14 protein-coding genes are annotated in these 12,932 nt (G+C 63.9%); 2 read left to right on the forward strand and 12 right to left on the reverse strand.

The genetic code is table 11. The features are described from left to right. Window positions 1-10: 10 nt before the first annotated feature. From EN818_RS09295 to EN818_RS09300, 3 genes are all read right to left on the reverse strand, one after another. Window positions 11-205 carry a hypothetical protein gene (locus tag EN818_RS09295; protein ID WP_095805693.1) on the reverse strand — a complete coding sequence of 65 codons (195 nt, stop codon included), beginning with the start codon at window positions 203-205 and terminating at the stop codon, window positions 11-13. A gap of 32 nt (window positions 206-237) precedes the next feature. Next, the gene (locus EN818_RS32610; RefSeq protein ID WP_165349884.1) at window positions 238-390 is read right to left on the reverse strand and encodes a hypothetical protein; all 153 of its coding nucleotides are present in this window, start codon (window positions 388-390) and stop codon (window positions 238-240) included. Between the two features lie 212 nt (window positions 391-602). Then, a complete protein-coding gene (locus EN818_RS09300) occupies window positions 603-944 on the reverse strand; it encodes a DUF2147 domain-containing protein (protein WP_129552941.1) in 342 nt (113 codons plus the stop codon). Window positions 945-1,366: 422 nt separating this feature from the next. On the opposite strand from EN818_RS09300, the gene EN818_RS09305 reads away from it, so the two are divergent. Together EN818_RS09305 and EN818_RS09310 are read left to right on the forward strand one after the other, a co-directional pair. Then, on the forward strand, window positions 1,367-1,633 hold the full coding sequence (locus tag EN818_RS09305) for a sel1 repeat family protein (RefSeq protein WP_095805695.1): 267 nt from the start codon (window positions 1,367-1,369) through the stop codon (window positions 1,631-1,633). A 474-nt stretch (window positions 1,634-2,107) separates the two neighbouring features. Beyond that, window positions 2,108-3,229, forward strand: coding sequence for an ABC transporter substrate-binding protein (locus EN818_RS09310; RefSeq protein WP_095805696.1), 1,122 nt, complete (start codon window positions 2,108-2,110; stop codon window positions 3,227-3,229). Between the two features lie 275 nt (window positions 3,230-3,504). On the opposite strand, the gene EN818_RS09315 is transcribed toward EN818_RS09310, so the two are convergent. The 9 genes from EN818_RS09315 to EN818_RS09355 all read right to left on the reverse strand — a co-directional run bounded on the left by EN818_RS09315 (window position 3,505) and on the right by EN818_RS09355 (window position 12,931). Further along, window positions 3,505-5,469 carry an acetyl/propionyl/methylcrotonyl-CoA carboxylase subunit alpha gene (locus EN818_RS09315; protein WP_095805698.1) on the reverse strand — a complete coding sequence of 655 codons (1,965 nt, stop codon included), beginning with the start codon at window positions 5,467-5,469 and terminating at the stop codon, window positions 3,505-3,507. 49 nt (window positions 5,470-5,518) lie between these two features. Then, window positions 5,519-5,884 (reverse strand): hypothetical protein, encoded by a 366-nt coding sequence (locus tag EN818_RS09320; RefSeq protein WP_245420332.1) that lies wholly within the window; start codon window positions 5,882-5,884, stop codon window positions 5,519-5,521. 51 nt (window positions 5,885-5,935) lie between these two features. Next, a complete protein-coding gene (locus tag EN818_RS09325) occupies window positions 5,936-6,259 on the reverse strand; it encodes a hypothetical protein (RefSeq protein WP_348626995.1) in 324 nt (107 codons plus the stop codon). Window positions 6,260-6,428: 169 nt separating this feature from the next. Further along, window positions 6,429-6,959, reverse strand: coding sequence for an O-acetyl-ADP-ribose deacetylase (locus EN818_RS09330; RefSeq protein WP_095805700.1), 531 nt, complete (start codon window positions 6,957-6,959; stop codon window positions 6,429-6,431). A gap of 3 nt (window positions 6,960-6,962) precedes the next feature. Next, window positions 6,963-8,570: a carboxyl transferase domain-containing protein gene (locus EN818_RS09335; protein ID WP_095805701.1), complete on the reverse strand. Its 1,608-nt coding sequence runs from the start codon at window positions 8,568-8,570 to the stop codon at window positions 6,963-6,965. Between the two features lie 9 nt (window positions 8,571-8,579). Beyond that, window positions 8,580-9,494 (reverse strand): hypothetical protein, encoded by a 915-nt coding sequence (locus EN818_RS09340; protein ID WP_135904417.1) that lies wholly within the window; start codon window positions 9,492-9,494, stop codon window positions 8,580-8,582. After that, complete coding sequence (locus tag EN818_RS09345) at window positions 9,491-10,654, reverse strand: isovaleryl-CoA dehydrogenase (RefSeq protein WP_095805704.1); 1,164 nt, start codon at window positions 10,652-10,654, stop codon at window positions 9,491-9,493. Before EN818_RS09345 ends, EN818_RS09340 begins: the two co-directional genes overlap by 4 nt. Window positions 10,655-10,705: 51 nt before the next feature. Next, window positions 10,706-11,353: a TetR/AcrR family transcriptional regulator gene (locus EN818_RS09350; protein WP_095805705.1), complete on the reverse strand. Its 648-nt coding sequence runs from the start codon at window positions 11,351-11,353 to the stop codon at window positions 10,706-10,708. Between the two features lie 150 nt (window positions 11,354-11,503). Beyond that, complete coding sequence (locus EN818_RS09355) at window positions 11,504-12,931, reverse strand: HlyD family type I secretion periplasmic adaptor subunit (protein ID WP_095805706.1); 1,428 nt, start codon at window positions 12,929-12,931, stop codon at window positions 11,504-11,506. Window position 12,932 lies beyond the last annotated feature (1 nt).

Raw genomic sequence — 12,932 nt, forward strand, 5'->3', positions numbered from 1 at the left:
TCGGTCAGGGCTATGCGCGCTGCAGGCTGACCAGCAGCACGAAGCCGACGCCCGCTTTCCTTGGCGACGGCGCTTCGATCGTCGAGCCGGTGTCGGCGCGCATCATCGGCACCGCCAGCACCGGGGCGGCAAGCAGCATCAGGATGAGCGCCGCCCGCGGCAGGAGCCGGAGGGTGGTCATGGCGCTGGCAGCGATGCGGTTCATGGTCGTTGTTTCCCGTTTGAGGGTTGGTCGGTTCAGCGGTTGAAATGGTTCATGCAGCCCAGCCGGCAGGAAGCTGCAGCCTCAAAGGAGCGCGCCGGCCGGTCTGCCTGCGCGACGAGGACGGCGAACAGCATGCCGAACAGGCTCATCAATAGGCAGACGATGGTGAAGCGGCGCGCAAGCATTGGGTCTCTCTCCTTCAATGGAGAAGAGATTGCCCGAATGCCGCTGAACCTGTTCTGAGACCGGCATTCATCTGCCGTTCAAAATTCGCTGACGCTGCCCGGGTGCACTTTGCCGGCGGCAGCGCCCGTTGGTCCCCGGCCGCCAGCGAGCCGGGCAAAAAAAGAAACGGGACCGCCAGGGCCCCGTTTCAAGATCATCGCTTGCGAGTCGATTAAAGCTTGGTCCAGGTCTGGGTCTTGCAGATCAGGCCGCCAAGCACGCAGCCGCTCATCTTGAGCGAGGTGCCGGAGATCGTCGCCTTGCCGGAATAGGTCTTGTCGGTTTCCGGATCGGTTATGGTGCCGGTATACTTGTTGTCGCCGGCTGCCTTGAAGGAGCCGATGGTCTTGCCGGCATATTTGCCGGACTTCAGTGTGATGGAAAACGCGCCGCTGCCGGCGATCGCCGCCGTCGAGCCGGATTGCGTCTTCCAGTTGCCCTCGATCGGATCGGCCCATGCGGCGCCAGCCATGATCAAGGTGGCCCCCAGGGCCAGGCTCAGTTTTCGAAACATCGTGTGTCCTCCCGGTAGATTCGAGCGGGGCAAGTCCGCCTCTGCCCTTTACGCAAACGTCAACCTAGTGCAGCTCTCGCCGAAACGAAAGCGGTACCCTCACGGAAGCTTGCAGCATTTTGCGGCGAAAAATGAACCAGTGGCGATCGCGGCTTCGATTTTCGTGGTTAGTGAAGTCTTGATTCCGGGAGCCGAAATTTTCGTCGATTTTTGCCGGAACAGGCCGAATTGCGCGCTTCCTATGCTTAACGAATTCCCGTGTTTACCTCTTGTTTTAGCTTTGTTTTCTTCGAATTAAGCACGCCATTTAACGACGGATTCAAGGCCAGGCTTCATCCTCGAAAGCATCGAAAGAGCGGCCCGCCCCACCCGACAAGGGGGACCGAACAAGGCAGCTCTCGGGAGCCAGACAGGGGATTGAAATGGCACGTTTTGAGATGTTGGAAGACGGCTTCGGCGCCATGGGGGCAACCGCCCAGGCCGATATTCTTTTCGAACTGGGCATGATGTATGCCACCGGCCGCGACTGCGAGACCGACGTCGTCGCCGCCCACAAATGGTTCAACATCGCTGCCATCAAGGGCTCCCTCCGCGCCGCCGAGTTGCGTTCGGAACTGTCGGCCACCATGTCGAAGACCGACATCGCCAAGGCGCTGCGCGAAGCACGCGAATGGATGACGATGCACTGAGGCAAGCAGGACGGGAACACTTCGGGCAAGACCGCGGCAAGACGGTCGCCCACAGGAGAAGACCGCGGCAAGACGGTCGCCCACAGGAGAAGACCGCGGCAAGACGGTCGCCCACAGGACAAGGCCGCGGCAAGACGGTCGCCCACAGGACAAGGCCGCGGCAAGACGGCCCGGACGAACGGACGACAGGGAAGTAGGCGGGTTTCGGGAGCGGGGGTGTTTGGAAACGCTCGATTGGCAAAAGCCGCGACCGGCCGGGACAAGGCCGGCGCGGCTTTAGGCATTTCACGGCCTGCCAGGTGGTCACTGCCGGACATCGGCCTATATCAATCTGGCGGGTCCGCCGCTCTGATCACAGGCCCAATCGAGTGCCGTCGATGCGCCAAGACAGGCTGGTTCAACGGTGAAATGGTCCCGCCTTCTGAAAGAAGCGCGGCTTGAGCGGCCGCGCGTGAGTGGAGGAGGTCTATCACCATGAAAAAATTTGGTCTTTTGAGCGCGGCCGCATTGGGCCTGATGATGAACGCATCGATCGCGTTCGCCGACGACATCACCATCTCGGTGGTCGGTCCCATGACCGGCCAGCTCGCCAATATCGGTGACCAGTTCAAGCAGGGGGCGCAGGCCGCCGCGGACGCCATCAACGCCGCCGGTGGTGTCAACGGCAGCAAGATCAAGATCGACATCCAGGACGACCAGTGCGATCCGAAGCAGGCCGTCTCGGTCGCCAACCGCATCGTCGCCGACGGCACCAAGTTCGTCGACGGTCACGCCTGCTCGGGCTCGAGCATCCCGGCTTCCGCCGTCTACGCCGAGGCCGGCACGCTGATGATGACCCCGGCGTCCTCCAATCCGGAACTGACCGACGCCGCCGCCAAGGCCGGCTGGCCGACGATCATGCGCCTTTACACGCGCGACGACGCGCAGGGCGCCTTCATCGGTCCTTGGATCGCCAAGAAATACGCCGGGAAGAATGTCGTGGTCCTGCACGACAAGAGCGCCTACGGGCAGGGCGTGGCCGACGCCGTCAAGGCGACCATGAATGCCGGGGGCCTCAAGGAGGTCGACTATGAAGGCATCAACGCCGGCGAGAAGGATTATTCTGCCTTGGTCACCAAGCTGAAGCAGCTCAAGGCCGACGTCGTCTATTTCGGCGGCTACCACCCGGAGGCCGGTCTCATCCTGCGCCAGGCGGCCGAGCAGAACGTCAAGTTCCAGCTCATCATGCCGGATTCGATCGCCTCGCCGGAGTTCTGGCAGGTTGCCGGCCCGGCCGGTGAAGGCACAATGTTCGTCTTCCCGTCGGACCCGCAGGCCAAGCCCGAAGCCAAGGACGCCGTTGCCAAGATCAAGGCCGGCGGCTTCACGCCGGAAGGCTTCACGCTGTTCTCCTATGCCGTGGTTCAGGCCGTGGCCGAGGGCGTCAAGCGTGCCGGCAGCGACGATCCGGCCAAGGTCGCCGAGGCGCTGAAGAACGGCCAGCCGATCAGCACCGTCGTCGGCGACGTCATTTTCGATGAGAAGGGCGACCTGAAGAACGCCAGCTACGACATCAATCAGTGGCACGACGGCAAATACGCGCCGATCCAGCCGTAATCGCATCTGTTCGTGTGGAAATGGCCGGGCTCTCGTCCCGGCCATTTTCGTTTTGGTGGCGGTCGGCGCTCCACGGCGCCCCCCTCTGGCCTGCCGGCCATCTCCCCCACAAGGAGGGAGATCGGACGTCGCCGCCGCTTTCGCCAATCGCGCTGCAGAAAAATGCGCCATCGCCGAAACTGCCAATCTCCCCCCAAGTGGGTCCCAAGTGGGGGAGATGTCCGGCAGCACAGCGGGGGGCGGCGTTGTCCCGCGGCACATGTCCGATTAGGCTGTCAGCCCTGGCCGTCCTCCGCGAACCGCACCAATACCGTGCCGTCGCTCACCTGCGCGCCCTCGGCCGCGATCTCGGCGACCACGCCGTCATGCGGGGCGGCGATCGTGTGCTCCATCTTCATTGCCTCGAGGATCAAGAGGGGCTGGCCCTTGATCACCGCATCCCCGGCTGCGGCCCGCACCAGCTTGACCAGTCCCGGCATCGGTGCGCGCAGGCTGCCTGTTGCGGCCGCGGCTTCGTCGGCCTTGGCGAGCGGGTCAGGCACCGTGAAGGAATGGGCGACCGCGCCGTCGAACACGGTGACATGCCCGGGCCAGCATGCGGTGCGCGGAAGGGTCCGCAGATCATGCGAATTGATCGCATCGTGCGGTGCCTCCAGCGCCACCTGGAAGCGACCGTCCGGCCGCGCCGAGACCCGTGCCAGCATGTCCTCATCGCCGTAGCGAAGCCTGATGCGCCGCGCCACGGTGTGGAAATGCGCATAGCCGGCAAGCGAGGACCAGGGATCGCCGCTGATGTCTGGAGCGCCTGCGCCGGTGGCCGCGAGGGCTGCGGCGGCGATCGTTTCGTCGCTTGGCGGGGGCAGGGCGATCAGCTCCTCCTGATGCCGGCCGATCAGCCCGGTGTCGACATCGCCGGCCGCGAAATCGGCGTTGGCCGCAAGCGCGGCGAGGAAGGCGGTGTTGACGGTGGAACCGGCCACCTCCATCTGCGCGAGCGCCTTGATCAGCGCGGCTAGCGCGGACGCGCGGTCCCCGGCCCGCACCACCAGCTTGGCGATCATCGGGTCGTAGAAGGGGGAGACCGTGTCGCCGGCCCGCACGCCGGTCTCGATGCGTAGTGCGGCCCCGTCCGGCGCCGAGCCCGGAAACTTCAGATGGTGGAGCGTGCCCGTTGCCGGCAGGAAGCCCTTCGTCGCGTCCTCGGCATAGATGCGTGCCTCGAAGGCGTGGCCCGCAAGCTGGATTTCGCTCTGTGCCTTGGGCAGCTTCTCGCCCGCTGCCACGCGCAATTGCCATTCGACAAGATCGACGCCGGTGACCATTTCGGTGACCGGATGCTCGACCTGGAGGCGGGTGTTCATCTCCATGAACCAGAAGCGGTCCGCCTTCAGGCCTTCCGAGGCATCGACGATGAATTCGATCGTGCCGGCGCCTGAATAGCCGATCGCCTTGGCGGCCTTGACCGCCGCCTCGGCCATCGCCTTGCGCAGCGCCGGCGTCATGCCGGGGGCGGGCGCTTCCTCGATCACCTTCTGGTGGCGGCGCTGTGCCGAGCAGTCGCGCTCGAAGAGATGGACCGCATTGCCGAAATTGTCGCCAAACACCTGAACTTCGATATGGCGCGGCTTGTCGACATATTTTTCCACCAGCACGCGGTCGTCGCCGAAAGCGGCCTTGGCCTCGCGCCGCGCGCCGGACAGCGCCTCGGAGAAATCATCCGGGTGCTCGACGCGCCGCATGCCTTTGCCGCCGCCGCCGGCGCGCGCCTTGATCAGCACGGGATAGCCGATCTCGCGCGCCTTGGAGGCGAGCAGAACGATCTCCTGCGCCTCGCCGTGATAGCCCGGGACCACCGGCACGCCGGCCTTTTCCATCAGCCGCTTGGCCGCGTCCTTCAGTCCCATGGCGCGGATCGAGGCTGCCGAGGGGCCGATGAAGACGAGCCCGGCCGCCGTCACCTGATCGACGAAATCGGGGTTCTCCGAAAGAAAGCCGTAGCCGGGGTGGATCGCCTCTGCACCGCTGGCGAGCGCCGCGGCAACTATTCTGTCGCCGCGCAGATAGCTTTCACCGACCGGCGAGGGACCGATATGCACCGCCTCGTCGGCCATCTCGACATGCAACGCGCGAGCGTCGGCGTCCGAGTAGACGGCGACGGTGCGCACGCCGAGCCTGCGCGCCGTCCGGATGACGCGGCAGGCGATCTCGCCGCGATTGGCGATCAGGATCTTGCCGAACATGGAGCCTCCCGGTCTTGTCTCGGCCGGCGCCAGTCTGGCAGGCGTCGGCCTACTTCGAGGCGGCGATCTCGCAGGCGCCGCCTGTTACCACCTTGTAGTGCGCGCGCGTGGCCAGGCAGGATTTCATCGCCAGATCTTCCGCCACCTTCTGAGACGGCGCATTCAGGTGTCCGCCACAGATGATGTAGGACGACATGATCCGGGCATATGGCGTGGTGGCATAGGCCGAGTGGCCGCCCGCCGCCACATAGGCCTTGTAGGCCTTGGTGCATGGATCCTTGGGATTTCGCGGCAGAAACGGCGGGAAACGCTTGTCCCCCTCGCTTCCGGCCAGCGATCCGGCCATGGCGGCGCCGGACGATGCGACTATCAGCAGGCCGGCCAACATCGCCGCGGCTGCCCGCTTGCAGCTCATTGATTTCACTTTGCTTTCCCCACCGGAAGAATTGCCCTTCTCGCCGGGCGGCTACTTCGATGCCGCGACGCTGCAGGCCCCGCTGGTCTGGAACTTGTATTTCTTGAGCCCGCCCTGGCATGAGCGCATAGCCAGGTCCTCCGCCGCTTTCTGGCTCTTGGCGTTGACGTGGACGCCGCAGATGAAGAATTCCGTCATCCGGGCGATCGGCGTGGAAGCGTAAGCGGAATGGCCGTTCGCCGCGACATAGGCATTGTAGGCCTTGCCGCAATCTCCCCTGGTCCCGAGCGGGAAGTATACCGGATAGCGCACATCGCCCTTGCTGCCGGCCAATGACTGCGCCGCGCCGATGCCTGGCGCCGCGACTATCAGCAATCCTGCAAGTATCGAAACAGTCGACTTGCGACAGTGATTCAGAATCATCTTTTCCCCACCCAAATTGCCCAATCCAGGGTGAGCAGTAGCGAATATTTTGCGCCGCCGCCAGCGCCAAGATGCCAACTCGCACTTTTGTGTACAGATGGACCGTCTCGCTCATCATTGTTCAGGACCCGTCACGCGCAGAAATGGCTGATCGGTATAGTTCGGCCGTTTGCTGGTCGAAGCAGCAGAAAGTCACGATTTCGGGAATCGCATTTTCACTAAAAAAGGCAGCGACAGTTTCGACTGCTATTTCCGTGGCCTGGTCTTTCGGATAGCCGTAGATGCCGGTCGAGATCGCCGGAAAAGCCACAGTGCGGCAATCATGGGCGAGGGCGACCTCGAGCGAGCGCCGGTAGCAGGAGGCAAGCAGGTCGGCCTCGCCCTTGCCGCCGCCATGCCAGACTGGACCGACCGTGTGGATGACATAGCGCGCCGGAAGCCGGTAGCCCTTGGTCAGCTTGGCATCGCCGGTCTTGCAGCCATTGAGCATGCGGCATTCGGCAACCAGTTCGGGCCCTGCCGCGCGGTGGATAGCGCCGTCGACGCCGCCACCGCCGAGCAGCGAGGAGTTGGCGGCGTTGACGATGGCGTCGACCGCGAGCTTCGTGATGTCGCCGGTGTGGATACGGATCCTGTCGCCGAGGGCACTCATCGTCTACATCCTGAACACGCCGAATTTCGTGTCCCCGATCCCGGCATTGAGCGCCGCCGAGAGGCTGAGCGCCAGCACCTCGCGCGTCTTGGCCGGATCGATGATGCCGTCGTCCCAGAGCCTGGCCGAGGAATAGAGCGGGTGGCCCTCATGCTCGTATTTCATCAGGATCGGCTTCCTGAACTTTGCTTCCTCTTCCGTCGTCCATTCGCCCCCCTTGCGTTCGATGCCCTCGCGCTTGACCATGGCAAGCACTGTCGCGGCCTGCTCGCCGCCCATCACCGAGATGCGCGCGTTCGGCCACATCCACAGGAAGCGGGGAGAGTAGGCACGGCCGCACATGCCGTAGTTGCCGGCGCCGAACGAGCCGCCGATGATGACGGTGAGCTTCGGCACGCGTGCCGTGGCCACCGCCATCACCAGCTTGGCGCCGTCCTTGGCGATGCCGCCGGCTTCATATTTCTTGCCCACCATGAAGCCGGTGATGTTCTGCAGGAAGACGAGCGGAATGCCACGCTGGCAGCAGAGCTCGATGAAATGCGCGCCCTTCAGGGCGCTTTCCGAAAACAGCACCCCGTTGTTGCCGAGGATGCCGACCGGCATGCCGTGCAGATGCGCAAAACCCGTGACGAGAGTCGTGCCGTAATTCTGCTTGAACTCGTCGAATTCCGAGCCGTCGACAATGCGCGCGATCACCTCGCGCACATCATAGGGCTGGCGCAGGTCCGTCGGCACGACGCCGTAGAGTTCATGCGGATCGTGAAGCGGCGGAATCGATTTCTGTAAGTGCAGACTTACGGCTTTGGTCCGATTGAGGTTTTTGACGATGCGCCGGCAGATGGCCAAGGCATGTTCGTCATCCACCGCGTAATGGTCGGCAACGCCGGAAAGCCGGGTGTGGACGTCGGCGCCGCCAAGCTCCTCGGCGCTGACATCCTCGCCGGTGGCAGCCTTCACCAGCGGCGGGCCGCCGAGGAAGATGGTCGCCTGGTTGCCCACCATGATCGTCTCGTCCGACATCGCCGGCACATAGGCGCCGCCCGCCGTGCAGGAGCCCATCACACAGGCGATCTGCGGGATGCCTGCCGCCGACATGTTGGCCTGGTTGTAGAAGATGCGGCCGAAATGCTCGCGGTCCGGAAAGACCTCGTCCTGGTTGGGCAGATTGGCGCCACCGCTGTCGACGAGATAGATGCAGGGCAGGTTGTTCTGCAGCGCGATCTCCTGCGCGCGCAAATGCTTCTTCACCGTGAGCGGATAGTAGGTGCCGCCCTTCACCGTGGCGTCGTTGACGACAACCATGACTTCCCGGCCCTCGACGCGGCCGATGCCGGTGATGATGCCGGCCGCAGGAATGTCCTCCCCATACATCGACCATGCCGCGAACTGACCGACCTCGAGGAAGGGCGAACCGGTATCGAGCAGTTGCGCCAACCGCTCGCGCGGCAGCAGTTTGCCGCGACCCTGATGGCGCTCGCGCGCCTCGTCCGAGCCGCCACGCTCGACGCCGGCAGCCTTCTCGGCGATGTCGTCGACCAACTCCCGCATGCGCAGGGCATTGGCGCGGAAAGTGTCGGAAGCGGGGGAGATTTGGGTATGGAGCGTGGCCATGGTCGTCTCCTATTGCTCGGCCACGACTTGCAACTTGCCGTCTCGCCGCTCGAAGATATTCTCAGACAAAAGGTCAGGCTCGTCTCGAAAAACCCTGGTGATCAAGGTGCGGGCTAACTGAACCGAGTTGGGCAGGCGCTTGTCGAATACAAAAATTGAGTCGCGTCGCGGAATAGCTATAAGTACTCCGTCGGGAAACTGGGGTTCAAGCAGTGCCCAAAATTTGTCGGTAAGTAGAAGAGCGGGTGAGATAGCCTCATCACCTTCGACGGTGAAGAGGGATATCCCGTCGCGAATCTTCTCCTGCCTGACCTGGGGCATCTGCTTGTCGATATTTTCTAGAGCAAGCTGGCGAAGTTGTGGGAGGGAACGGCCTCCGACGTCGGAAAACGGCACGCTTGCAAGCGACTCCTCAGCATCGATCTGATAGAGGATGACGACATCTCCAGCGAGATCCTCATAGGTAGTTCCTTTTTCGGGTGCCACGTCGTCTTTAAAGGCATCCAGATGCTCGCGAGGTCGAATGTTCGCGATTAGGTGGTCAGCGTCGAAACCGCTTTCGGTATCGGTGAGGACAAGAACGTTCAAGAAGCGATGGATCTCAGTTTCGACTTCGTTGGCAGGCAGTTCGCGAAGGCGACCAAGCAGGTTGGTGACGTCGACTTCAAGTTTCTGGTCCTTACCCGGGCGCACTGTCGTTACGCTCAGTCGAGCCAGATCGACAGGATCAGGGATAGCCTCCTTGACACGGCTATCGCTCCTCAACCGCGAGATAACCTCAAGCCGAAGCGCCGCAGTATCCTTGAATCTTAGCGTATCGGAATGCGCTGTCGCCACAAATCCGGACAGCGATACGGACGCGAGAACTCCGCGTGCCACTGCCCAGAGATGTTTCGACAGCCTTGATATTTTGAAGTAACTCACGTCCCCTCCGCCATGATCTCGCGGCCGATCAGCCAGCGGCGGATTTCGCTGGTGCCGGCGCCGATCTCGTAGAGCTTGGCGTCGCGCAAAAGCCGGCCGGTCGGATAGTCGTTGATGTAGCCATTGCCGCCGAGCAGCTGGATGGCGTCGAGCGCCATCTGCGTCGCCTTTTCGGCTGCGAACAGCACGCAGCCGGCGGCGTCCTTGCGCGTGGTCTCGCCACGGTCGCAGGCGGCGGCCACTGCATAGACATAGGCGCGCGCGGCGTTCATCGTCGCATACATGTCGGCGAGCTTGCCTTGAACCAACTGGAACTCGCCGATCGGCCGGCCGAACTGCTTGCGCTCGTGGACGTAAGGGATTGCAACGTCGAGGCACGCCGCCATCAGGCCGATCGGCCCTCCGGCCAGCACGGCGCGCTCATAGTCGAGCCCCGACATCAGCACCTCGACCCCGCGCCCTTCTTCATGCAGCACGTTCTCGAAAGGCACTTCGACGTTCTCGAACACCAACTCGCCGGTGTTGGAGCCACGCATGCCGAGCTTGTCGAGTTTCTGCGCCACCGAAAAACCTGCCATCGTCTTCTCGACGATAAAGGCGGTGATGCCGCGCGAGTTTCGCTCCGGATCGGTTTTTGCGTAGACCACCAGCGTCTCGGCGTCGGGACCGTTCGTGATCCACATTTTGGAGCCGTTGAGCACATAACGGTCATTGCGCTTTTCGGCGCGCAGCCGGAGCGACACGACGTCCGAGCCGGCACCCGATTCCGACATCGCCAGCGCGCCCACCTTCTCGCCGCTGCAGAGCGCCGGAAGGTATTTCTCCTTCTGCGCCGACGTTGCCCAGCGGTTGATCTGGTTGACGCAGAGGTTGGAGTGCGCGCCGTAGGACAGCCCCACCGACGCCGAGGCGCGCGAGATCTCCTCGACGGCGACGACATGCGCGAGATAGCCCATGCCGGTGCCGCCGAAATCGGGATCCGCCGTGATGCCGAGCAGGCCAAGCGCGCCGAGCTCGGTCCAAAGATGCGCCGGGAACTCGTTGGTGCGGTCGATCTCGGCCGCGATCGGCGCGATCCTGTCCTGCGCGAAGCGCCGCACGCTGTCGCGCAACGCCTCTATGTCGGCATCAAGCCCGAAGCTCAACGTGTTCGTGTACATGCCGTTCCTCCCTGCGCATGCCCCGATCTTCGTGGGGATCATGCGTGAAAATCAGAGTGCCACGACGGCCCTGGCGCGCCCGGAGGGGCGCGCTTCGCCTTGGCTGATTGTCGCGCCGACCAGGCGCATTGTCATCGAAAGATATGAGGTGGTGACTTCGGCGATCGACAGCCGCTCGCCCGGCCGGAACCAGACGATGACGCCGGTCATCATCTGGATCAGCGCCATAGCGGTGAGCCCGATGTCGTCGATCGCAAAGACGCCATCCTCCGCGCCGTCGCGCAGGATCGCGCGCAATTCCTTCTCATAGGCCGTGCGCAGCTTGAGGATCTGGGTGAGCCGGTCCGGCGAAAGGCTGCGCAGCTCCATGTTGGAGACATGCGTGGCGTGGCGGCGCGCGATGTGGAAGGCGATGTGGGTCTCGACATAGGCGGCAAGGCGCGCCACGGGATCCTCGGCAGCGGGGCGGGCCGATCGCCAGGCCTCCAGCAGTCCTTCCATGTGCTCGCGCATCAGCGTGAACAGGAGGTCTTCCTTGGTCGGGAAGTAGCGGTAGAGCGCGGCGGCCTGCACGCCGACTTCCGCCGCCAGCAGGCGCATGGACATCGCCTCATAACCGAGGCGCGCGATCAGGCCGACCGCCGCTTCGCGGACGGCAGCCTCTGTCTTTTCGCCATCGGAACCCGTCGTGCGCGCCATCTCAGTCGCCTCTTCGTCGGCAATAATAAAACGAACGTTCAATTAATTCAAGCGCGATAAAGGGTGTTCCTCGTAGGGAGGGCGACAGCAGGCGGAGTGGGGAACGGCCCGCTCGACCGCGCCGGCAGCCTCGATCAGGCAATTGGAGGTTCAGTCGCCGCGAAACGCCCGGCTGGCCTGGTCGGTCAATGGCTTCAGCAGGTAGGAGAGGACCGTGCGCTCGCCTGTCTGAAGGAAAACCTCGGCCGGCATGCCGGGCTTCAGCTCGAGCTGTCCAGCTTGCTTCAGGCTGCTCTTCGTCAGCGCGATACGCACGGCGTAGTAGGCGACGCCCGCCTTCTGGTCCTCAATGAGGTCGGGCGAGATTCGGTCCACCTGGCCCTCGACCTCCGGCGTGGTCTGTTGGCTGAACGCCGACAGGCGAAGCGCCGCCGGCTGCCCGACGCGGACCTGGTCGATGTCCTGCGGGGCGACACGCGCCTCGACCACCAGGGCGTCGGCCGTCGGCACGATCTGCATGATCGCCTCGCCTGGTGCAATGACGCCGCCGATCGTGTGCACTGCCAGTTGGTGCACGCGGCCCGATTGCGGCGCGCGGATATCGATCTGCTTCAGCGACTGCTCGGCGGAAATCTGCCGCTCGCGCAGCTCGCCCATCTTGGCGTCGATCTCTCGCAGCTCTCCCGCCACCTCGCTGCGCATATCCTGGTCGATCTGGATGATCGCCAGCTCCATCTCGCTGATGCGGCCGCGAGTCTGGGCGGCGGCTGCGATCAGTTGGCCGTTTTCGCCGTCGAGCCTGGCCTGGGCCCGCTCGCTCTCGGTCATCCGAGAGATCGGCACCAGCTTCTTCTTCCAGAGGTTCCGCATGCTGTCGAGCTCGACCTTGGTGAGCGCGATCTCCTGCTGCTTGCTCTTCTGCTGCGCGTCGATGCCGGCGATTTCCTGCCGGAACTGCACGACGCGCTCGCGCAGCTGGGAAACCTGGCCGTCCCGCGCTTGCCGCCTGAGCGCAAACAGCTTGTTCTCGCCGTCGATCAAATGGCCGACCTCGGGATCGGATGCTCGTGCCAGGAGCTCTTCAGGGTAGCGCACGGCATCAGTGCCGTCGCGCTCGGCAATCAGCCGCGCGCGGCGGGCCGAAAGCTCGTCGAGGCCGTTGTCGACGATGGCGAGGTTGGCGCGCGCCACCGTGTCGTCGAGCCGCACCAGCACGTCGCCGGCCGAAACCATGCTGCCGTTCTGCACATTCAGCGCGCCGACCACGCCGCCTTGCGGATGCTGGACAGCCTTGACGTTGGAATCGACGACCAGATGGCCGGCGGCCACCACGGCGCCCGCGAGATTGCTTGTCGCCGCCCACAGGCCGAGCCCGCCGACCAACGTTGCCGCCGCGACGGTCCCCGCCCGCACGTTCCGGCGAATCGCCTGGCGCAGACGCTGCTGCTGCGGCGATGCACCTTCGACGGGTTTTGATCCGCGGTCGAGGAGGGCAATGACCCGCGTCCTCGCCGACAACGCAATATCCCGCACGGCGCGCAATTGGTCGGCTGTGAAATAGCTGGATGCTGGCGCCATC

Origin of the sequence: Mesorhizobium sp. M3A.F.Ca.ET.175.01.1.1 (genome assembly GCF_004791945.1) — a bacterium.
Lineage (GTDB): Bacteria > Pseudomonadota > Alphaproteobacteria > Rhizobiales > Rhizobiaceae > Mesorhizobium.